The 22,886-nt window shown below is 43.6% G+C and carries 13 protein-coding genes and 2 pseudogenes; 3 read left to right on the top strand and 12 right to left on the bottom strand.

Features of this window, described 5'->3' with window-relative positions:
* Nucleotides 1-47: 47 nt before the first annotated feature.
* A pseudogene (locus F6J90_RS43965) lies at nt 48-332 on the bottom strand (IS4 family transposase); the annotation flags it as partial.
* A gap of 215 nt (nt 333-547) precedes the next feature.
* On the opposite strand from F6J90_RS43965, the gene F6J90_RS41745 reads away from it, so the two are divergent.
* Nucleotides 548-679, top strand: a complete 132-nt coding sequence (locus tag F6J90_RS41745; protein WP_293108676.1) for a hypothetical protein — start codon at nt 548-550, stop codon at nt 677-679.
* On the opposite strand, the pseudogene F6J90_RS41740 reads toward F6J90_RS41745, so the two are convergent.
* From F6J90_RS41740 to F6J90_RS41690, 11 genes and pseudogenes are all read right to left on the bottom strand, one after another.
* Nucleotides 639-1,011, bottom strand: a pseudogene (locus F6J90_RS41740) (IS4 family transposase); the annotation flags it as partial. The gene F6J90_RS41745 and the pseudogene F6J90_RS41740 overlap by 41 nt on opposite strands.
* A gap of 248 nt (nt 1,012-1,259) precedes the next feature.
* Nucleotides 1,260-2,375, bottom strand: a complete 1,116-nt coding sequence (locus F6J90_RS41735; RefSeq protein WP_293108342.1) for a sulfotransferase — start codon at nt 2,373-2,375, stop codon at nt 1,260-1,262.
* Nucleotides 2,376-2,488: 113 nt separating this feature from the next.
* Nucleotides 2,489-3,526 carry a class I SAM-dependent methyltransferase gene (locus F6J90_RS41730; protein ID WP_293108339.1) on the bottom strand — a complete coding sequence of 346 codons (1,038 nt, stop codon included), beginning with the start codon at nt 3,524-3,526 and terminating at the stop codon, nt 2,489-2,491.
* Nucleotides 3,523-4,119 carry an isoprenylcysteine carboxylmethyltransferase family protein gene (locus F6J90_RS41725; protein WP_293108336.1) on the bottom strand — a complete coding sequence of 199 codons (597 nt, stop codon included), beginning with the start codon at nt 4,117-4,119 and terminating at the stop codon, nt 3,523-3,525. The genes F6J90_RS41730 and F6J90_RS41725 overlap by 4 nt, the downstream gene beginning before the upstream one ends.
* 10 nt (nt 4,120-4,129) lie before the next feature.
* The gene (locus F6J90_RS41720; protein ID WP_293108333.1) at nt 4,130-5,251 is read right to left on the bottom strand and encodes a 3-oxoacyl-[acyl-carrier-protein] synthase III C-terminal domain-containing protein; all 1,122 of its coding nucleotides are present in this window, start codon (nt 5,249-5,251) and stop codon (nt 4,130-4,132) included.
* Nucleotides 5,252-5,535: 284 nt separating this feature from the next.
* Nucleotides 5,536-9,462, bottom strand: coding sequence for an alpha/beta fold hydrolase (locus F6J90_RS41715; protein WP_293108330.1), 3,927 nt, complete (start codon nt 9,460-9,462; stop codon nt 5,536-5,538).
* Nucleotides 9,463-9,517: 55 nt separating this feature from the next.
* Nucleotides 9,518-9,799 (bottom strand): acyl carrier protein, encoded by a 282-nt coding sequence (locus F6J90_RS41710; protein WP_293108327.1) that lies wholly within the window; start codon nt 9,797-9,799, stop codon nt 9,518-9,520.
* Nucleotides 9,800-9,905: 106 nt separating this feature from the next.
* Nucleotides 9,906-10,646: a DevA family ABC transporter ATP-binding protein gene (locus F6J90_RS41705; RefSeq protein WP_293108324.1), complete on the bottom strand. Its 741-nt coding sequence runs from the start codon at nt 10,644-10,646 to the stop codon at nt 9,906-9,908.
* A 72-nt stretch (nt 10,647-10,718) separates the two neighbouring features.
* Complete coding sequence (devC, locus tag F6J90_RS41700; protein ID WP_293108321.1) at nt 10,719-11,891, bottom strand: ABC transporter permease DevC; 1,173 nt, start codon at nt 11,889-11,891, stop codon at nt 10,719-10,721.
* Between the two features lie 228 nt (nt 11,892-12,119).
* On the bottom strand, nt 12,120-13,463 hold the full coding sequence (locus tag F6J90_RS41695; protein WP_293108318.1) for an ABC exporter membrane fusion protein: 1,344 nt from the start codon (nt 13,461-13,463) through the stop codon (nt 12,120-12,122).
* An 889-nt stretch (nt 13,464-14,352) separates the two neighbouring features.
* A complete protein-coding gene (locus F6J90_RS41690) occupies nt 14,353-16,425 on the bottom strand; it encodes a PEP-CTERM sorting domain-containing protein (protein WP_293108315.1) in 2,073 nt (690 codons plus the stop codon).
* A gap of 978 nt (nt 16,426-17,403) precedes the next feature.
* Here F6J90_RS41690 and F6J90_RS41685 point away from each other — a divergent pair.
* Together F6J90_RS41685 and F6J90_RS41680 are read left to right on the top strand one after the other, a co-directional pair.
* Nucleotides 17,404-17,622: a hypothetical protein gene (locus tag F6J90_RS41685; protein ID WP_293108656.1), complete on the top strand. Its 219-nt coding sequence runs from the start codon at nt 17,404-17,406 to the stop codon at nt 17,620-17,622.
* A 2,053-nt stretch (nt 17,623-19,675) separates the two neighbouring features.
* Nucleotides 19,676-22,886, top strand: a 3,211-nt coding sequence (locus F6J90_RS41680; protein WP_293108312.1) for a beta-ketoacyl synthase N-terminal-like domain-containing protein, incomplete at its 3' end; no start/stop codon positions are given.

Below are 22,886 nucleotides of genomic sequence, written 5' to 3'. Positions count from 1 at the left end.
CCCCCTGTCTTACAATCTTTAAACATTGTTTCAATTCCCCATCTAGCTCGATAAACAGCTAAAGTTTCCTGGAGATTAGATAAATTGGTCAGTAAGTACCAAGGTTGTTTATGGTGCTTACCTCGATATTTTCGTTTCCAGCGAACTGCCAAATTAAAGGGAGAGAGTTGATACTCCTTGTTACAATAAATATCCCGAAAAAATTGAGTTTCTCCCGGCTGAAACCCCATCTCTTTCAAAGCTTGATACTCCGAACCGTTGTGTTGAACATAAGCACTCTTTTTTTGGCGAAGAATAAAGTCTACTCCCCTCTGTCTCAGCCAGATTCCCAAGTGGGCGCTATGAAATTCCCTATCTCCACGACCACAGGATAAGGTTTTATCAGCTTAATAACTGGTTGTAGTACTCTTTTTTGAAACGATAAATCACTGCTTCCTTTTTTAGACATTAGCTGCCAATATACTGGCAAAGCGTGTTTCCCCCAAACTAGACTCACCATCATTGTCTTGATGCAATAGCGAGTGGGGGAAACCACGGCAAAGCGCGAGTGGGGGGAACCACGGCAATAGCGAGTGGGGGAAACCCCCAAGACCGCGCTGCCTCCCCAAGACCGCGCTGCCTCCCCTGTTCCCTTGCTGCATCGCTAAATTTCTTTTTTTCCATTGAGTTCTGTCTATGACTAATAAAACTTTTCCCCACTTATAATGTTTGAGTTTTTTCCGTCTTCTTCTTTGCTCTCGATTCAGCTGCTTTCCCAGATATTCTTGTTTCAACCAGTATTTGACTATGGGAAACCATAACAGTTTGACATTCCATTGTGGTAATACTAAAAATCTTTGTAGATTCCTTAGTCTACTTTCATAGTTGATGGGTTGAGGAAACACACGCGGCCTTGGTTGATAATTTCACTTGGCGGAAGCTTTGAACCATTAATATTAGTAGTTGGATTGTTAGATTTTCTTTCTCATTGAGATGCTTTTCCAGCACTGTCTGATATAATGTCGGTAGCATTTTTTAGATTTTAGGGTAGTCATAGACCACCCTAATATTTTTTGGCTCTTTTGGCTACACTCCCCTTCACGACTGCTTTTCACTACCCTTGTCACCCTTTAAGGTTTAGGACATATACCAAAGGGAAAAGAGAACAGGGACAGGGAATCGAAATATGTTTTAACCTTTACTTCGACTGCTATAGATGCATTTACATTAATTTCAAGTAGCGTGTTAACTAAGAGCTGATGGTTTCCGTTTATTGTTATTTATAGTCTATTGGTGATCTTGTCAAAGTTGTACTCCTCATAAACAAATGAAAGATCTTTCATAATCTGCTCTCTTGTTAAGTTAAATTCTTCAAGATTTCTGACACGATGTTGGCGTTTATAGTTTGTCTGTTGTTGGGCTTGTTTGTTGATACAAACTTTTAATTGATTGCTGGGATTAATTCCAGTAAATTTAACTATTTTTTCGAAGGCTTTCTCTAAATCAGATATTAATAAATTATAGGGCATAATCATGCCGTTATTTTCTGGTATCTCTTGATTTTTTGTCAGACGATAAAAATAGCGATAAAGATCGACATTATAGCGATATCGCCTTTGTTCATATCGTTTTAGTTTATCCGGTGGTATAGTTTTTATTCCCCATTGGTTTTCGAGAAAATTTCGATCCAGGGAAAGATGAGAAGGAATTGTTTCGTGAGGTGAACGAACTAAATAGATAAATTTGGCATCTGGAAATATTTCTAGCAATGTTTTAATGCGGTGAGTAGAAAAATGAATTTGCGCAATTACTTGTTTTTTTCCTGTGTAATAGATATGCCGCTTTAAACAACTTTCAAAAAATTTTACTGAACTTCGACGACGAGATGCTGGTTGTTGATCATGGAAGCGAAGCTCCGGATGCTCCTGATCATCAAAGGCTAACGGTGTCGTTAAAAGCACAAATTGAGTATCGGCTTTGTGAAGGAATAATAGTTCTTCTTCTTCTACTCTATCAATGGAAATTCCATGTCCAATATCATCAGGTATCAGGGAGTTAAGATTGTGTTTAACTAAATAGTTAACCAGAGGTTTAAATAAAATACGAGCTGTGAGTGATGGAACAAAAATATGCCAAGCTTTGAATGTGGTAAATTCTTCTGTCTGGGTTAATAAATGATGCAGGAAAGTAGTTCCACTCCGAGGATGTCCAATGATAAATATCGGTTTCACCACTTTAATGTCACGATACTTAGAAAAGAAAATTTCATCTAAAGCCAGGGTTAGTCTAACCAAAATAAAAGCTAAGGGTGGCAGAAATACCCATAAAAAAAACCAGTGGCTGATCCCAAAGGTTTTCCAACAGGAAATAATAATTCGGTAATAAACCTTTAACATATTTTATATTCAAAATATTGATGGTAAATACTTTTTAGTAATTAGAGACATATATAGCAGTTCTCAATTTGAGAACTGCTATAATAACTAACAAGTGTGTCCGTCCAACAGGCTTAGGGCTTTACTGCCACCTGTTGACCAGTGGCTGGTGTTCGCCGGAACTGAATGGGTTTGCGGGGAACTAAACCTGCCTTTTGTTGCCATTGAGCTATCTCAGAGAACGACCAGTTACTACCAGCACTGGTCAAGGAGAAAAACAAATTCCCCAATGCACCCAGTTGTCCATCTTCTTTGGAAGGAAATATAGTTTTCTGAACGACTAGATAGCCTCCAGGTCTTAGAGCTTGAGCCAAACGCTGAAATAGCTCAATATTGTTTTTTTCATCAAAGTGGTGTATTAGGTTAGCCATAAAGATTAAGTCATAGACATTGGTGCCTAGATCCTCTTTAAGAACATTGCCAGTTTGGTACACCACGCGATCGCCCATGCCTTCCTCGGCAAGGAGTGGTGCTGCATATTCAATGCCCTCAGGTAAATCCAGAATGACGGCTTTAAGCTCAGGGTAGCGGCGGCAGAGCATTACTGAAAAATAGCCGTGAGAGCCACCAACATCTAGCATTTTCTGAGCACCGGTTGGTAGAGGTGTGCATTTGACTACCTCAGGAGCAGCAACGCTAGCTATTGAGCGCATACCCCGATGATAAAGTTGCCAGTGATGGCTAGTCATTTTATCATGAGATTGTAGAGGGTTTCCAGTGCGGATGAAGTCTTCTAAGTGGGTGAGCCATTCCCAGGCCAAAAGCCGGCTAATCGTATAATCGTAAAGTGACGACTCATTGTGACTTAGTAGCCATTTACGGGCAACTGGAGCCAAGGTATAGCAATTTCCCTCCTTGGCAAGGTAATCTGTAGCAACAAGAGCATCTAAAAGCTGGGTTAAAGCACGCTTGTTGAGATTACACCGTGCAGCAATCTCTTGGGCGGAAAGTGAACTTGACCCTAGGGCTTCAAACACACCTAGCTTTGTTGCTGCGATCAGAGATCGGGCTAAAACCAGGCAGGCTTGAGTTTCGATCGCAGGTTGGGGTACTTGCCCCAAGGCAAGGGCACTCTTTTCGAGCAAGTTTTCAGGATTAATACCAACTCTCATCTAGAACTATTAGCTCCTTTAATAAATCCAATGACTGGAATAAAACGGGGTCGATTGGCAAAAACATCAGCATAGTTGGTGTCTTCGCTTAAGGCTTGTTCTTCAGTGTGAATACGCCGACTCATTAATAGAGCATTGGCGATGCTGAAAACGATAGTGGTGAGATATGCAGTATGGATCAGGGGTAAAGTGGCGATTTCCAGAATTACTCCTAGCCAATTGGGATGTTTTAGGTAATGGTAAATTCCTGAGTCAACTACAGGCTTGCCTGGGAAGGTGATGATGGGAAGAGTCCAACGCTTTTTTAGCGATCGCATTGATAAATACCGCAAGCCTTGACCCGCTAGACTAAGGATCAGCGTGATTGCTGCCAATCCTGGGATAAAGGGACGGTTGAGCCACCAAACCTCGCTAATCATTGCTCCGAACCAGCTCACCTGCAATACTTTCACTATCCAAAGGGAATTTGAGCCATATTCCTGTCCTCCCTTAGTAAGCAAGTATGCTGCATTCTGTTTGCTGATACGAAGCTCAATCAGTCGCTGTAAAATGACCGCAACTACAACAAGCACAAAGATAACCTTAGTAATCATTGAGTGCTCCCTACCATTGCAATAGCAAAATTTCCTGGGATAAACCTGGTCCCATTCCGACCATCAAACCATAACTACCTGCACTTGGCTGCTCTTGAGATAAGACTTCATTGAGTATATAGAGCACAGATGATGAGGACATATTGCCAACTTTTTCTAACGTGTCCCAGCTCAGCTGTACTGCCTCCTGAGTCAGTCCAAACTCTTCTTGTATAGCTTTAATTACCTTGGGTCCACCCGGATGCACAATCCAGCAGGATATATCATCTGTTGATAAGTTATGCTTGTTGAGAAGTGGGTCAATCACCTCTCGCAGTCCTGCTTTGACATGGTCAGACACTTCGGGTCTGAGAATATTCCTGAACCCGGTATCGGCAATATCCATTCCCATCAAGTGAGTGGTATTGGGAAGCAAGATTGATCCAATATCAATTACCCGAGGTTGACTTGGCTTGGCTAAGGGATGATCGCGACCTACCATTAAAACTGCTCCCGTACCATCAGCAAACAATGCAGCAGTAACGATAGAGCAAATGATTTCGCTGTAGAGAGAGGGGTCGTCTGGTAGTTTAGAAATCATTGTTTGCAATTCCATTTGCAAGGAACCCTGCCACAGAGCAGAGGACAGTTCACCAGCAAAGAAAATTGCAGCATCCTTGGGGTGTCCCTCTAGGTACTCTGCTACTCGCGCTATACCTGCTACTCCACCCATGCAGCCATAGCCAAACATTGGTAGTCGTTTGATGTACCGTGAGAAAGGGATGCGATTCATTAACCGAGCTTCCAGGGGGGGAACCGAAATGGTGAGTGTGGAGGAGGCGATTAATGCGATTTCCTCGGGGTCGATGCCGCTTGAACAGAATAATGACCGCAGAGTTTTTTCAAAGTTATCAACAGCAAGGTCTATAGACCGCTGAGCAGTGACTCCGGGAGTCGGTGGTTCAAAGAAGTCATCTAGGGAGTGGGTGAAATAACGCCCTTTGATATTGACATTGGTGAAAAAGCGGTCGATGGTATCAAGATCAAAATCTAGATTCATCGCGATGCAAAACTTTTTGACCGCTGTAGCTAGTACTTCTTGAGCATAGTAGTGCTCGGGAAACGTGAAGGCAGTAGCAGCAATAACAGGCATGGTAATTTTATTCTTAAATAGGTTGAAGGTTAGTTGGTTGTTCGCGTAGCGTGGCCAAAGGCCAAGGTTAAAGGTTAGTTAGTTGTTCGCGTAGCGTGGCCAAAGGCCAAGGTTAAAGGTTAGTTAGTTGTTCGCGTAGCGTGGCCAAAGGCCAAGGTTGAAAGATTTTGCTGCTTTGTGAAAACACTGGTTAGTGGTTAGTAATTAGTAATTAGAGGAATAGTATCTGGGTGGCATACCACTCTCGATTAGGGAGTAGGATTTGACACCACCCCATCACCCCATCACCCCATCACCTTGACAGGTGGGCTAAGTTGGGTAGCGATCGCATCCAATAAAAGCTGGTGATGGCTCTTGAGGAAGAAGTGGTCGCCGGGAAACATTTGCAGGGTGAAGTCTCTCTGGGTCTGGTTCCGCCAAGCCTCTAGTTCCAAATGACTGACTTTGGGGTCGGATTTGCCACCAAACACTGTGATTGGGCAATCGAGGGGATCTGCGCTGGAGTAGAAGTAAGTTTCCAAAATCGCAAAGTCTGCTCGCAACACCGGGAGGAATAGCTCCATCAGCTCAGGATTTTGTAATGTTTCCTCTGGTGTTCCATTTAAGCGACCTAGTGACTGGATAAACTCATCATCAGGCAGTCGATGGATGGGTAGATTCAGATCCGGTAGCTGAGGAGCAAGGCTTGCAGAAACAAATACGTGAACTGGGCTAGGTAAGTTCTGTTTGCGTAACTCACGGGCAAGCTCAAAGCTAATTAACGCTCCTAAACTGTGACCGAAAAAGGCAAAAGGAATGTCTAAGTAAGGACGCAAAACAGGTGTTAGGGCCTGAATCAGAGGTGAGAGGCGAGTAAATGGCTCTTCTTCGAGTCGGTTTTCTCGCCCAGGCAATTGAATTGAACAAACCTCAATGTCTGGTGGTAGCAATTCTAACCAAGAGCGGAAGATAGAAGCACCAGCTCCCGCATAGGGGAAGCAGAATAGACGTAGTTTTGCTTGGGGATTCGGCTTTGGACGGGTGACCCAAAGATTGGCTTGAGGTACTACCTTCTCTGAAGAGGTGATTGTCCCTGAAGACTCATTAGTTGAATCCATCGAGTCCGTAGTGCTGGGTTTGCCTTGAGTTCCTTGATTAGGTGATGATTTGGCTTCTTTAACAACCAGCAGGAAAACTTGGGTGATAAAATCCTCAATGCTTAAACTAATGAAGTATTCTAGAGGAACAACCACCTCCAGATCAGTCTCAATTTGATTCCTTAGCTCAACACCCACTATGGAGTCAAGTCCTAAGCTATGAAGGGGCTGCTGTAAGTCCAGTTGGCTGACAGCAATTCCCATAACCCTGGCTAATAATTCTGTCAAGTAAGATTCCAACAGTCCCTGGCGTTCCTCTGGTTCTGCCGCCAGCAATTTAGCACGGGTTAAACTTGGCTTGGCTTCTGGTGCGACACCATGATTAGGGGTGGATTTCCCATTAAGTTCTGATGGCATGCTCAGGGTTACGGTTACCCCTGAACTCTCCTGTTCGGTTGAGTTAGGAACTACCTCCAACCAGTAACGCGATCGCTGCCAAGGATAAGAGGGCAACGAAACAAACTGACCCCCAGATGGATAGCGTCGGCTCCAGTCTACTGGGTAGCCCTGGGTGTAGAGAGTACCCAAAGAACCCAACATAACTGCTCGTTCCCGTTGCTGTCGGCGTAGAGAAGGCAATACTGTTCCGTTTTTGCCCGAGTTCTTCAGACACTGGGAGATATTTATCCCTAGGACTGGGTGGGGGCTAATCTCAACAAATAGATTATGCTTGGTCTTGATAAGTTGATCAATTGCAGGGGCAAAACGCACTGGCTCTCTGATATTGCGTCCCCAGTAGCCAGCATCAAAATTTTCACCCTGATGAGCTAGACCTGTGACGGTTGAGATGATTGGAATAGATGCAGTTTGAGGTGTAATTCCTTGAAGCGATCGCACTAATTGATCTTGAAACGGCTCCATGTGGGGACTGTGGAAAGCATAATTCACCCGCATCATCTTACAGAAAATCTGTCCCTGCTCAAGGGACTCAAGCACTTCTTCCAGGGCTGCTGCTTCACCTGATAGAACAAGTGAGGTAGGACTATTGATGGCAGCAATAGACAGACGACCGGCATACTTAGCTAAGAGTTCCTCTGCCTCAGCTACGGACAAGTCCACAGCTGCCATTTTCCCAAGACCTGTTCCCTGCTGCATGAAGCGAGCACGGTGGAAAACAACTTGGACTGCATCCTCCAAGCTTAGAGCTCCCGCAACATGAGCTGCTGCTACTTCTCCCACGCTATGCCCGATTATGGCATTGGGTTCTATTCCCCAAGACCGCCACAAAGCAGCTAAAGCGACTTGCAAGGCAAAAATAGCTGGCTGGGCAATCTCAGTTTCTGCCAAGCGGGATGTTGACTCATTAGCGGTCAGTTCTTCCAGCAGTGACCAGCTGGCATAAGAGCGTAGCAGCCGATCGCACTTCTCTATAGTGGAGCAAAAGACCGGTTCGGTAGATAATAATTCACGCCCCATCCCCCACCATTGGGGTCCTTGACCAGAAAAGACAAAAACTAGCTTAGGACGGCGGTTCCGTTGCTTACGACCCCAAGACAGACCGGAGTAAGTTTCTCCAGAGCAAAATGCTTCAAGGCCCTCGGTTAGTTCATCACAGTTTTGAAATACCAGAGACAAACGGTGGTCATGATTAGAACGTCGTACACTAGCTGTATAACAGATGTCTGATAATGAGGCAGTGCTACCAGACGCTGCTGGTGCTAGGAATTCCTGATACTCTTGAGCTAAAGCTCTCAGAGCTTCTGGAGTGCGAGCAGATAGGGGAAGCAGATAAGGTGATGAGGAGATTCCAGGATAGACAAAGTTGTTTTTCCCCAACTCCTCATCCCCTTGGGGAGCTTGCCCTAGAATCACATGGGCGTTAGTTCCGCCAAAACCAAAGGAACTCAATCCAGCCAAAGCTAGACCATCCTTTTCCGGCCAAGGGGTCAGGGTTTGCTGTACCTGAAGCAGAAGTTTCTCGAACGGAATATAGGGATTCGGTTTTTGGAAATGCAGGCTCGGTGGTATTTTGCCATGATGTAACGATAGCGCTACCTTAATTAGACCAGCAATGCCAGCGGCAGATTCTAGATGACCGATATTGGTTTTAGCGGAACCAATCATGCAGGGGTTGTCCGGGGAACGGTCTTGACTCAACACAGCCCCTAGTGCTTCGGCCTCAATTGGGTCTCCTAGGGGAGTGCCTGTACCGTGAGCTTCAACATAGTTAATTTGAGCTGGTGCCACTCCAGCATTTGCCAAGGCTTGGCGGATAACTGCTTCTTGAGACAGACCATTGGGAGCGGTAAGTCCGTTGCTACGGCCATCTTGGTTAACGGCTGAACCCTTGATCAGAGCAATGATATTGTCATTGTCTCTAATCGCATCCTCCAGACGTTTGAGTACTACAATACCGCAGCCTTCTCCCCGGACATAACCGTTGGCTCTAGCATCAAAGGTCTTACAACGCCCATCCGTAGCCATCATTTGTGCCTGAGAGACAATGATGGTCAACTCCGGAGACAGCAGTAGATTAACTCCACCGGCCAAGGCTAAATTAGACTCTCTACTCTGCAGACTTTGACAGGCAAGATGCACAGCCACCAATGAAGAGGAACAGGCTGTGTCAATCGCCATACTCGGTCCTCGAAAATCAAATAGGTAGGAGAGGCGGTTAGCAGCAATACTTAAAGCATTGCCAGTCCCCATGTAGGCATTGATGACACTATACCCTCCTTGCTGAAAGCGCTGGTGGTAATCGCTGGCAGAAATACCAACAAAAACACCTGTGTTACTGTGGGCTAGTTTTTCTACCACCTGCCCAGCATTGTCCAGGGCCTCCCAAGCTACCTCTAACAAAAGTCGCTGCTGGGGGTCGATATAAACTGCCTCTCTCGGAGTAATTCCGAAAAATTGGGGGTCAAATTGATCTACTTGTTCTAAAAAGCCACCCCACCGAGTACTCATTTTTCCTGGAGTACCAGGTTTAGGATCGTAGAAAGCATCGATATCCCACCGATCTGCTGGTACCTCTATAATGGCATCTACCCCGTTACATAGGAGCCGCCAATACTCCTCCGGGTTTCTGGCACCAGGAAAACGACAACCTAGACCAATAATTGCGATCGCTTCCATTTCTCAACCTTAATCTGAACTTTGGTCATGATTACCACTATTTGCTGCTTGATGGTTAACCATTCGCATCTTCAGCTAAACGTTGTGCTAGGGCTTCGATGTTGGGATAGTTCCACAACAGGGTGGGAGATATCTCACGGCCAAGATAGTTTTCCAATCTACCTAAAAGAATCAAAGCATCTGCTGATTCTAGGTTGTAGCTTTCAAATGGTTCCTGGATATCTATCTCTTCAGGATCAACCTCCAATCGTTGGGCGAGTTGGGAAACTAACCAGGCTTGAATAGCTTCTTCAGTATGAAATTCTTGATCGATTTGCTCAGAAATAGTTTCAAGCATAATGTTTACTTTTTTAGTTATTTTTCATTTGTCATTAGTCAAAATCAAATTAGCAATTAGTAATTGCTAATTGCCGTTAATTGATGTTAATGGCAACTTTCAATTTTCAATTTTCAATTTGTCTTTCGACTTTTGCCTTTTGCATTTCGTCATTAGTTGGTGACTGTGGTGTAAGTAGATGCCCGTCTTCCATACGAAGGATGCGATCAGCAACATCCAAAATTCTGTTATCGTGAGTCACCATCAAAATCGCACATCCTTGCTCAAGAGCTAGTCGTTGCATAAGATTAACCACATCTCGACCTGTCTTACTATCTAAAGCAGCAGTCGGTTCATCTGCTAAGACCAATTTGGGATGATTGACTAAAGCACGGGCAATGGCTACCCGTTGTTTTTGCCCCCCAGAAAGGTTTTGAGGGTAGTGATTAACTCGATCTCCCAGCTTAACTAGTTGGAGCATCGCTTCAGATCTAGTACGAGCTTCCCGGTTAGAGATGCCTCGATGCAGTTCAATCGCCATTTGAACATTTTCCCGGGCTGTCAAAAACTCTAGTAAGTTGTGAGCTTGAAAAATATAGCCAATGTGGCTACGCACTGACACTAATTTGGCAGGACTAGCGCCATACAATTCTCGGTCTAGAATTTTTAGACTTCCCTCTTGTACAGAACGCAATCCTCCAATTAACGTCAACAGCGTTGTTTTTCCTGACCCTGATGGACCCGTCATAATGACAATTTCTCCAGATTTTATTTCCAGATTAATGTCAAATAAAATTTGGCTTATTAATGACCGTTGACCCAAGTAATGATTCAGTTTTTTTATATCAATCAAAATTTCTTGGGACATCGGCTTCTTGGATTATACAATAGTAATTGTAAAGTTTATAGGCTAGCAATTATTAAATTTCAAAAAAGAAACTTAGAAAATATCAGCTGGATCGGCAGACCGCATTTTGTTAACAGCCAAGAGACCAGAAGCCAAACACATTAAAATGGTTACTATTAAAACTATAGAGGCTTGAGGAAGTTTCATCTCCATTGGTAATCCAGTAGCATTCATGGCCACATGATACAGACCTAGGGAGATAGCAAATCCTGGGATATAACCTAAAAAAGCTAATATAACAGACTGTTGAAATACTACAGATAATAAGTATTGATTTGGATAGCCAATTGCTTTTAGAGTGGCATAGGCAACTAAGTTAGTAGAAATATTACTATGAAGAATTTGATAGACAATCACTATACCAACAACTGATGCCATAAATAGCATCAGACCAAGGGTAAAGCCAATGGGAGTTCTTGTCTGCCAATAGTCTTTTTCAAAGTCAATAAATTCTTGATAAGAAAGAACTAAAACATCTTCAGATAAGTGGTTTCTCAAATTTTTTAAAACCATTTGAGGATCTGCATCAGGTCTGAGAGTAATGACTCCTACATCAACCATCCCTGAATTTACATCGAATATCCGGAACAATGTTGAGTCGCCAACTACCAAATTACCGTCCACCCCAAAGGAAGGTCCTAGACTAAACAAGCCCCCAACCTTAACTCGATAACCTTTTCTTGCTGCAAAAGCAAATATTTCGATAGTTTGTTCCGTGTTTCCCTGCTCAAAGTTCTCAGCAATTGGACCAAAATCAGGTCTAGACTTCCGGTCAAATAAAACTACATTAGGAAGTTTAATTATATTTATATTTTGATTAACTTCCGGAGAATTCAGCACAGGTTTTCCCGGATCAAAGCCAATAACATAGATTGAGTACTTTTGATCAGTAATGGGATTTTTAAATTTGGCAAACCTTAGATATAATGGACTAACTGCTTCTACTCCATTAAATCCTAGAGCCTGATATAAACGCTCTCTAGGAAAGCTCTGCTTAGCGGTCAAAGATTTATATTGGGAACTGATTAAAAACAAATCACCGTTGATAATCTGATGCACCTTAGTAGCACTATTATAGAGAGAATCATTAAACCCAAGTTGCATAAAAATTAGAACAACGATAAAAGCAATACCAGCTAGAGCAACCAGAAAACGAACTCTTTGTCTCGCTAGTTGTAACCAGGCAATCGGAAGTTGGAGAATCATTCTTCAAGCATTTTGGGAAATGGGATGTCTGGGGAATTTAATATAGCAGTTTTCAATTGGGTGAGGGACTTACTAGGAGTTGGTTAATGGGAGTAGGGAGTAGGGAGTAGGGAGTAGGAAGTAGGGAGTAGGGAGTAAAGATGCGACGCTGCATCCCTTGACAACAACGATAGAATTTTGGTAAATGTTTATTGCTGGATTCAACAGTTCTGAATGTGGTTAACCGAGTTATAGGTGAATGGTGACCTCTACTTGTAAGTTGGTAAATGCTGCAACTCGTTGACTGTCTACGGAATCATCAATGCGGATTTTAACTTCGACCACTTTACGATCCGTATCTGATCCAGGATTAACATCAAAAACCTGTTGTCTGTCAATTTGTAAACCAATCTGAGTGACTGTTCCCTGTATTTTCCCCAAAAAAGCAGCGCTAGTAATAGTAGCCTTTTGACCCAGATCGACTTTGCTAACATCCGTTTCATGGACTTCTGCGATTACGTACATTTGGTCGGTTTGACCTAGCTCAACAATCCCGTCACTGCCAATAACTTCTCCAGATTTGGTGTGAACTTTCAGGACTTGTCCATCGATAGGAGAACGGATGTAGGTTAAATCCAGTTCAGCTTCAGCGAGCTTGACAGCAGCGATCGCACTCTTAATCTCTTCCTGAGCTACTTGTACATCTACTGGACGAACCTCAGCAATACGGTCTAGAGTGGCTTTAGCTTGACTGATCTGTTCTTGACCGGTGTCCATAGTCCGTCGCAGAGTAGCATTGGCTTCATTAATTTGCTCTTGAATCGTTTCCAAAGTCCGTTTCAGAGCAGCATTGGCTTCATTGATTTGCTCTTGAATCGTTTCCACTTGCAGACGTTTACTGTCAAAAACAGAGGCGGAAATTGCACCTTCTTGATAGAGTTTTTGATTACGTTGATACTCTGCTTGAGCATTACGCAATTGGGCTTGTAAGCGAGCCAGGGTGGCTTCCTGTGCTGCCACTTCCCCTCGTAACTGGGCTTGTAAGCGAGCGAGGGTGGCTTCCTGTGCCGCCACTTCCCCTCGTAACTGAGCTTGTAAACGAGCGATCGCTGCCTCTTGTGCCGCAATTTCTCCTGCCTGAGCTCCAGCTTTGACTCTGTCCAGACGAGCTTGGGCAATTTGAACCTTTTGCTTAACTTGTTCTAAAGTAGCAAAACGAAGAGCATAACTGTCCAGCAGAGCGACGATTTGCCCTGCCTTAATCTTGTCTCCTTCCTTCACTAAGAGTTGCTCAACTCGGGTACCTCCTACAGAATTAGGGGCAGACAAACGAGTCACTTCTCCTTGAGGCTCTAGACGTCCCAGGGCAGTGACCGCAACAATGGCAATGGTATTTTCTGGGGAATTTGATATAGAACCTTCAGGTTTAGATTCAAATTGGGGCAAGGCATAGAGATAAATCCCCCCAGTAGCTAAACCCATAGCTGCTGCCAAAATCAGGTACCACTGACTTACAGAGTTTGTAAATGGTTGACTTTCCTTATGCACGATAATCGTTATTTGGCAATAGTAGTGGAGAAGTGCATCGCACATCTGCCACTGGTTTCACTGTATAAGAAGTTCTGTTGTACATTAACCTCATTTAAGAAAATGAGGCAGGAAGCATGGATAGTTGATGAACTAGATGAATTAGCTATTGCTTCAGCAAGAAAACCAAATAATAAATATAATATCTCGGTCAACACTAGATGGAACTAGTGTAGTACCAACTTTTGCAAGTTCGTAAAACTCGAATTATTTCTGAATGTTGACAGTACACCACTGATCCTATAGATTTTAGTTTTTTTGACCGGTGCTTACCCTAAATTTTTATTTTGGGGGGGAAATTAAACTATTTATATCCCTTGAAATATTCTGTCATGATATCCAAGTTATAGCAAGGTATTTTTCGGAATATTTTAATTTTTTTTTAAAAGCCGAACCAGGACGCTTAATTGAAGTTTATAAGAATTTGATTATTCTTTTTATAGAGAGTTTTATAAACGTAATAGTTAATTTTTTTAGATAAAAAAATTAGATAAAAAAAATCGTTTTGGCACTGTCTTGATGCAGTCGCTCATGGTTTGGCTTCTGTGTGGGTCACGTGCGTGCCGCTGTTCGCCCTGTGGGAACCCCCTCATGAAGGCGCTGGCTCCCCAAGACCGCACTGCATCGCTTTAAGCAAAGTCTTATAAGTTAAGCAGTGAACCGAACAATCAATGTTCCAATTTTGCTTACTAAACTCCACACCCTATACCCCACAACCAGTCTAAATCAATAAGCTTGGAGCCTAAGTACTAAGCCTGAGAGAGTGGTAGAAGACACCCTCAAGCAAGAGCGCTCAGGTTTTAGCTACTCGGTTTTAGCTACTCTCAGTAGATCACAAAGTTAGGAAATCATAAGGTTTTGGTGGTGTTAGCTTAATGGTTTTAGATTAAGCTTGTTAAGTACTTTTCTTGGACAGAGTGCTCTGGAACTTCTTTCCAACTCTTTTCTTGAAGCGAGCACCAAACATGAGTGTGGCTAACGAACCCAAAATGGTGGTGGGTTCAGGAGCTGAAGGCACAGATCCAGCAGAAAGGCTGGAACTAGCTACCCAGGCATCAAAGGATCCGGCATTGGCTCCTCCCAAAGACCCACCAGTAAATCCGGCTAAGTAAACCTTAGCAGCCTGCTGGGCATCAATACCAAAAAAGGCAAAGTCATCTTCGGGGGTTCCAAACTGCTCAGTCATCAACAGGTTACCCTCACTGTCGAACTTGGCAACAAAGACATCATTGAGTCCGGCATTGACTCCTCCTAAATCACCATCAGTGATTCCTGAAATATAGATAACGCCGTTACTGTCGATGTCAATAGCCAAGGCACTATCAGAACCAGAAGTTCCAATCTGTTGAGTCCATAGCTGGTTGCCATCCGTGTCATACTTAACCAAGAACGCATCATAATACCCAGCATTAGGTCCCCCTAAAGAGCCCAGGGTAAATCCTGTGCTGTAGACATTACCAGAGCTATCAAGAGCAAGATCCCAGGCAAAATCATAATTAGAAGTACCAAACTGCTCAATCCACAACTGGTTGCCATTGCTATCAAACTTCGTCAACCAGCCATCATACAACCCAGCATGCTGTTCGCCTAATTTATCAGTAGTGAATCCTGTAGCAAAAACATTACCATTGTTGTCGGCGGCGAGACCGTAAAGTTCGTCAAAGTAAGGAGTACCAAACTGTTTAGCCCACAACTGGTTGCCATTGCTATCAAACTTGGCTACATAGGGATCATCTGATCCAGCATTTACTGCGCCTATGTCACCTGAGGTATATCCCCCAGTGTAGATATTACCCTCATTATCAACGTCAATGCCAAAGGCAGTGTCGAATTGGTCAGTTCCATACTGTTTACTCAACAAGGTGTTGCCATTACTGTCTAACTTAATAAAATAGGCATCATCTCCTCCAACGACCGGTCCCCCTAAGTTACCCGTAGTGGTGCCTGCAATGTAAACATTGTTAGCGCTGTCAAAGCTAATATCAAAGGAGCGGTCTTCACCAGAAGTCCCCAACTGTTTAACCCACTGTACTTTGCCCTCGCTATTGTATTTAGCTATGTAGGCATCTTGAGATCCAGCATTGGATTGCCCCAAGTCCCCTTGAGTCCATCCTGTAACATATACATTACCAACGCTATCAGTGCCAACATTAAACCCGATATCAACACTGGCACTTCCCAACTGCTGAGCATTCTCTAAAGCTGGTTGTTGGGATGGAGCAGTATTATCGTACTCAAAGTAGTCGCCATCTACACTCAGACCAGAAGCTCCTGGCAAAAGGGCGATCAGATCAGGTTTAGGATTATTCACAAATATGGCTGTGCCATTTTTTTCCGGTCCGATCGGTGCCAGAGTATAGTTACTTGGGTTACCGTGAAGCCGAATAGTATCTTGGTTGGGATCGAAGTCTGGAATTAAAGCATAGTCCTTATTCCCTCGGAATCCCTTACCGCCAGCGTAGTAGGGATTATTCTCATCCCCCAACAAAAATCGGTCTCTGGTAGGGGCATTGATGCTCGGTCCTTCATTAGTACTATCAGGACCACCAATTAAGATATCAATTTCTCCTTGACCAGGGATAGCAGCACCAGGATCGACACCCAGTAAAATATCATTGCCAGTACGAGTGAAAATGACGTTATTCGATGAATCCCCTACAAAAGGATCGGGACCTGGGGTGCCTATTTTCAGGACAGTAATAAATTCGGTTATTATATTATCTAACGCCTGACTACTGCCTGATGTTCCACTGTTGACTATCGGCGAAGGCAATAGTCTTTTCAAGAAGGACTTATTATTGGAAACGGTTGGATTGTTTGAGGATAGGCTGCTCAAAAAATTACTGATATCAGATTTTTCTTGATCAGAAAAATCGAAGGACTGAGATGTAGCAGGTTTGACCTCAACTCCCACAATTCCCAAAGTAGCTAATACAATATTAGCGGTAGTAAAAATGGAGGCTTTCACTAAAATTAAAACTCCCTATTCTTCCTTGTACTTGGTAGAAAAATTATGCTCCCAGGCGGCTTTGGTCAAAACCATGACCGTTTCTGAAGTCATATAGGGTGATTGAGGCTACAGTCTGTCATCCCTACTAGAGGTAACGGTAAGGTAGTGGTCAAGGCATTAGTTACAACGTAAGCATTCAGCTATCAGCTCTCAGCTATCAGCTCTCAGCTATCAGCTCTCAGCTCTCAGCTTTGAGCTTTTAAATAAGCGATGCAGCGCGGTCTTGGGGAGGCAGCGCGGTCTTGGGGGTTCCCCCCATGAGCGACTGCCGTGGTTTCCCCCATGAGCGACTGCATCAAGACAACAAGTAAGCATTCGTTTAATCTTTGTTACGTCAGCTGAATGCTGACGGCTGACGGCACCTCAAGTAGCGTGAGCTTTTAGCTGACGGCTGACGGCTGACGGCTGAATGCTTACAATATCTCTCCTGAGATGATTAACTCAAGTCATTAACTCAAGTCACCTAAGCAGCCGCTAGCTTGTAAACTAATTTTTGCATACCCCGACCATATCCAACCACAGGTTTTGGAGATCTTTATTGAAACCACATAGTGAGTGATAAATGACATAATGATTACCTAAAGATGTCAAGGGATTGGCTATGCTCTTAACTCTATATAAATTAAAATTTTAAAATTGCCTTTGGAGAAAATTCCTCTGTATAAAATAGCTTCTATTATAATAGTAAAGTACGGCGTAAATTTCTTAACCACCATGATTAAAATATACTTTTTATTTTTAGTGACATTTTAGCGATCTAGGCACGAGATCAGCTTCCCTGTGCGAGTAAATCCTAGGTCTTCACCAATTTTCAACCATTACTTGAGCTTTCTTTGTCGGACTTTAATTCACAGTTTTTGAATGATTGAATATAATTTCTGTATAAAGCAATTACGGATCAGGAATATGGCTCATTGACAAGAGGCAGTTGTACTCATTACTGGTGCAGCTGGTGGTTTTGGACAGGAGTTAACCCGAGATTTATTAAGGGCTGGCAGCCGATTAATTCTATCTGATCTCGAAGAAGTCATTGTCCGTAAACGGGCTGAGGTGATTTGGCGTGAAGTGGCGACAGGGGATGTGATCCCATGCCTAGGAGCTGATCTTTCTTCCCGTGAGGGATGTGAAAGCCTAACACCTAACACCTACACCTAACACCTACACCTAACACCCTGAGGGGGTGACAACAAGGCTAAAAACTAGACAGGGTATGGGGTGTGGGGTGTGGGGTGTGGGGAAAATAGAACGGAATTTGGAGTGACCCCAGCGATAACAATCGGTCCGAAACCTGATTAAACCGTCCCTTCAAGTACCCAAGCGCGAGTGGGGGAAACCCCCTGTTCCTCAGCTGCATCGCTACCAATGTGGCCAGCTCCTGATCTTCCCCTACACCCAATACCCCACACCCCACACCCTGTAAGGCTTTTAAGGCTGTTTGTCACCCCTTCAGCCTAACACCTTGCCCTAACCCTCAAAACTAAATTGACAGAGTCCTAGTGCTTGACGGCTGAAAGCTCTACCTAACGCTATAATCGCCACTTAATCAATAATTTATACAAAATTCACCAAATAAATATCTGATAATTATAAAATTGTATGATTATTGTATTGAAGTTAGCGTTCAAGCTGTAACTCTGGATTTATTTGTAAAACTACATGGCTCATTCAAACTAATTTGACGATGCTAACCCTAGTTTAGCTCAACAGAAAAAAACGTGACAGGCGAGACCCCTGTATTCATCCTTGATTAAAAAATATTTTAGGTCTTTAATTGTTATCTGGATAAAGCTGTAAAACCGTGGAGATTGGCTAGGTAAAATTAAGATATTTTTTCTACAATAAATGTGGTCAATGTTGTCATTTACACCAACTATATTGCTGCTATCGATCTAGATAGATAGACTTTATCTGGAGAAAAAGTTTTGCTATTTTAGGGTAAGCATTCACCTATCAACTCCTGAGCTAACGCGCTACGGGCATGCTGTGCAAACAGCTAATGTAATCCAACGTCTGATCAATAAAGAGAGTTCCCCCATAAGCTTGTTTTCGTGAGCGACGCGCTTCGTGATGGGCTGCTCCTGACTCGGTTCTGTTGCAGGAATCATGAATAGCTGGTACCTGGCAAGTACAGTAAGCACGTAGCGTGTTAGCTGATGGCTGAATACCTCAGGGGATGACAACTTGAAAGGGTATAGGGTGAAATTAAGCCGTAATTAAAACCTGTTAATCATAACTGAACCAGATAGAGTAGTTTGCTGGGAATTCAGGGGCTAATTTCTGGTCAATAAACCTGTCAATAAGCGCTAAGAGTGGTGAGGGTTAAAACACAATCAAGCCTGCTCTCAATGGAGTTTAGCCGTAAGCACTCAGCTATCAGCTATCAGCTATCAGCTATCAGTTTATGGGCGCTTGGGGAAGCTACACCGAACAGGTTTTGAATAAGCGATGCAGCGCCGACCTGCGGGGGTTTCCCCCACTCGCGCTTGGGATCAAGACAACAGGTAAGCATTCGTTTAATCTGAGTAAAGTCACAGCGCTTGTGGCCTGTGCCACAAAGCTGACGGCTGACGGCTGACGGCTGAATGCTTACGTTTAGCCTTCTTGTTACTCCCTAAGGCTAAATACTTACGATTGACTTGCTTCGAGCTTAACTGCTTCCTGAAGCTAAGGTATGTAGAGTTACGGCAGTCTAATGCAACGTGGCAGAAATAAGTAATACCAAGTTTCCTTCATACATAGCACTTTCTACCTATTTCTCCCCTACTTGTCTCTCTTCCCCCAGGTACCTCTCTTGGTAGTTTTTTATGTCTCTTTACAAACAGTCAACAATAACCATTCAGCACATGAAATTTGTGAAAAGATTATCCAACTCATCCCCTAGGGCAATTGATACTATTTACAATAGCTTAAATAGCAGTAACGATTGGCAAAAAATCGATTTTTTATTTCATAATATTAAGTTTTGATTATGGCTACCAGAGAAAAAATCATTCAAAACTATAGGCTGTTATTTTTTGATTAATTTTTTTAAAAAAGTGCTTTTTTAAATTTTTGTTATATTTTTAAGTACGAAAAAAAATAAAGTAAATCAGTCAAAATAACTAAATTAAGTAACTAAGCAATTCAGTTGATAAAACTAGTTTTATGCTCACAAAAAAATAAAAACCTAAATTAAGTTAACTAGTTTACCGTGGTTAAGACTCAGTCTATGTCTAATTCTAAACTTGACATGGCATTGGCCCAGCTCCAAGACGACGTGGATAGCTTTGAAAAGAATCTGATCCAACTTATCCAAGGGAAAGACACGATGTCGGATAAATTAACAGAATCAAGCAATATTAACCAAAAACTGCCACAAACTCCTATCGCCATTATTGGCATGGCATCGCTTTTACCAAAAGCCAGAAATTTGCAGGAATACTGGACGAATATTCTTCAAAAAATCGACTGCATTACTGATGTTCCTGCCTCCCACTGGAATGTAGACGACTACTACGATCCAGACCCCAAGGCAGCGGACAAAACCTACTGCAAAAGAGGCGGATTTATTCCACATATCGATTTTAACCCCATGGAGTTTGGGCTACCTCCGAACATCCTGGAAGTAACAGATGTTTCCCAGCTGTTAAGTCTAGTAGTGGCAAAGGAGGCGATCGAAGATGCGGGCTATGGCAAATCCCGGGAGTTTAATCGAGAGCGTACTGGGGTGATCCTAGGCTCGGCACTGGGAAAACAACTAGGTACACCACTTTCAGTTAGATTGCAGTATCCGATTTGGGAGAAAGTCCTAAAAAGTAGTGGGTTATCTGATCAGGATACTAAAAAAATTGTAGAAAAGATAAAGCTAGCCTATGTGCAGTGGAACGAAAATGCCTTTCCCGGTATGCTAGCTAATGTGATTGCTGGACGAATCGCCAACCGTCTAGATTTGGGGGGGACAAACTGTGTAGTGGATGCCGCCTGTGCCAGCTCATTAGGTGCTTTAAAAATGGCAATTAGTGAGCTGAGTGAGCATCGCGCTGACATGATGCTGACTGGAGGAGTTGACACCGATAACTCCCTCTTTGCCTATATTTGTTTCAGCAAAACCCCTGCCATCTCCCCAAGCCAGACTATTAAGCCTTTCGATGCTGAGTCGGATGGGATGATGCTGGGTGAAGGCATCGGGATGCTGGTACTCAAACGTCTGGAGGACGCTAAGCGAGATAATGACACAATCTATGCTGTGATCAAAGGCATTGGCACCTCCAGTGATGGTCGATATAAAAGCATTTACGCTCCTCGCCCAGAAGGACAAGGGAAAGCGTTAAAGCGGGCTTACGAAGATGCAGGTTTTTCTCCTACCAGTGTCAGCCTGATTGAAGCACACGGCACAGGGACTAAGGCTGGGGATCCCAGTGAATTCAAGGCTCTAAAGGACGTTTTTAGTGAAAACAACCCCAAAAAGCAGTATGTTGCTCTCGGTAGTGTTAAATCCCAGATTGGGCATACCAAAGCTGCGGCTGGTGCAGCCAGTTTAATCAAAACTGCCTTGGCTCTACACCACAAAATCTTGCCACCTACTATCAACATCACCAACCCCAACCCAACACTGGATATTGATAATTCACCATTTTATTTGAATACTGAAACCCGACCCTGGATTCGCGCTGAAGGAGATGGGCCAAGGCGTGCTGGTGTGAGTTCCTTTGGCTTTGGTGGCACGAATTATCATGTTGTTCTGGAAGAATATCAACAGGAACACAATCATGCCTATCGTTTACACCACACTTCCCAGTCGATTCTCCTGTCTGCCCCAACACCGGAGCAATTGTTAGCTCGTTGTGAAGATACCTTACAAAAGTTGCAATTTAAGACTGGAGAGCAGCACTACCAGGAACTGATTGATAGCTGTAAAGCCCAAGAAATTCCGGTCACTGAAGCCAGAGTGGGGTTTGTCGCCGATTCTCTAATACAAGCTTGCAGATGCTTACAAACCACTATTAACTGGCTGCAAAACACACCACAAGCACAATCGTGGAATCATCCCCAAGGGATCTACTATCGTCACAGTGCCATGGAGCTGGAAGGAAAAGTCGTTGCCCTGTTTTCAGGGCAAGGTTCCCAGTATCTAGAAATGGGGCGGGAACTGGTGATGAACTTCCCTTGTTTGCGCCAGACCTATGGTTATATGGATAGTCTGTTCCTCAAGGATAATTTGAAGCCCCTTTCAGAAAAGGTTTTTCCTCCGCCTGTGTTTGATACAGCTCAACGGCATATCCAGGCTGAAGCACTACAACGTACAGATTATGCTCAGCCAGCCATCGGAGCGTTCAGTGTTGGTCTTTATAAGATCCTGCAACAGGCAGGATTTAAGCCTGATTTTATTGCTGGACACAGCTTTGGAGAACTCACAGCTCTCTGGGCTGCTGAAGTTTTGAGTGATCAGGATTACTTTTTCCTAGTTAAAGCTAGAGGTCAGGCAATGGCAACCCCAGATGATCCAAATTTTGATCCGGGAGCCATGTTGGCGGTGAACGAAGAAGTTAATCGAGTCAAAGCGGTTATTGATAGTTTTCCTCAAGTTACCATTGCCAATTTCAATTCCAATCGCCAAGTGGTCTTAGCCGGTTCAACAGCAGAAATTGCCAAGGTACAGCAAGTGTTGACTGAAAAAGGGTGTTCTACTATTTTGCTGCCAGTTTCCGCTGCGTTCCATACCCCTCTGATTGGGCATGCCCAAAAAGCTTTTGCCCAAGCAAGTGAAGCAGTTACCTTCAAAAAACCAAAAATTCCTGTTTATACCAATGTGACTGGGGAGGCTTATCCCACTCAACCCCAAGACATTAAAAACATTTTGGGAGTACACTCAAGCAAGTCAGTACTGTTCAAGCAGGAAATCGAAACTATCTACAATGCAGGGGGGTATTGCTTTGTTGAGTTTGGACCTCGGAGCATCCTGACCCACTTGGTAAACGATATCCTTGGTGATAAACCCCATGTGGCCGTAGCCTTAAATGCTAGTCGTCAACAGGATAGCGATCGCCAATTGCGTCAAGCGGTTATGCAGTTGCGCGTCGCTGGTTTGCCCTTGAAAAACCTGGACCCCTACCAAATTGAGCCTCCAGCACCCAAGACTGACAACAAAAAAGCCCTCAATGTCCGGTTAAATTGCACTAATTATGTGTCAGAAAAGACGAAAAAGGCTTTTGAAAAGGCTTTGCAGGATGGACATCAAGTGACATCTCTTGGTCAGGATAATGGGGCAAGTCATCCGAGGACCTTGGAAACTCAACTGACACAAATGCTCACCAATGGACATCGGTCTAGCCAGAGCAATGGTCACACAGCAAAGGCCAATCATCAGGGGAGTTCCTCAACTAAGGTTGTCACCCCATCGACACCATCCCTGAGTAATGGACATCGGTCTAGCCAGAGCA

It is taken from the genome of Moorena sp. SIOASIH (assembly GCF_010671925.1).
Classification (GTDB): Bacteria; Cyanobacteriota; Cyanobacteriia; order Cyanobacteriales; family Coleofasciculaceae; genus Moorena.
This window is presented reverse-complemented; position numbering and strand designations above follow the sequence as displayed.

What these genes read in the sequence shown, in the direction of transcription:
- F6J90_RS41695 (WP_293108318.1), bottom strand. Translation starts at nt 13,463, where the DNA reads ATGTGCGATGCACTTCTCCACTACTATTGCCAAATAACGATTATCGTG.
- devC (WP_293108321.1), bottom strand. Translation starts at nt 11,891, where the DNA reads ATGATTCTCCAACTTCCGATTGCCTGGTTACAACTAGCGAGACAAAGA.
- F6J90_RS41730 (WP_293108339.1), bottom strand. Translation starts at nt 3,526, where the DNA reads ATGAGAGTTGGTATTAATCCTGAAAACTTGCTCGAAAAGAGTGCCCTT.
- F6J90_RS41735 (WP_293108342.1), bottom strand. Translation starts at nt 2,375, where the DNA reads ATGTTAAAGGTTTATTACCGAATTATTATTTCCTGTTGGAAAACCTTT.
- F6J90_RS41725 (WP_293108336.1), bottom strand. Translation starts at nt 4,119, where the DNA reads ATGATTACTAAGGTTATCTTTGTGCTTGTTGTAGTTGCGGTCATTTTA.
- F6J90_RS41710 (WP_293108327.1), bottom strand. Translation starts at nt 9,799, where the DNA reads ATGCTTGAAACTATTTCTGAGCAAATCGATCAAGAATTTCATACTGAA.
- F6J90_RS41705 (WP_293108324.1), bottom strand. Translation starts at nt 10,646, where the DNA reads ATGTCCCAAGAAATTTTGATTGATATAAAAAAACTGAATCATTACTTG.
- F6J90_RS41715 (WP_293108330.1), bottom strand. Translation starts at nt 9,462, where the DNA reads ATGGAAGCGATCGCAATTATTGGTCTAGGTTGTCGTTTTCCTGGTGCC.
- F6J90_RS41720 (WP_293108333.1), bottom strand. Translation starts at nt 5,251, where the DNA reads ATGCCTGTTATTGCTGCTACTGCCTTCACGTTTCCCGAGCACTACTAT.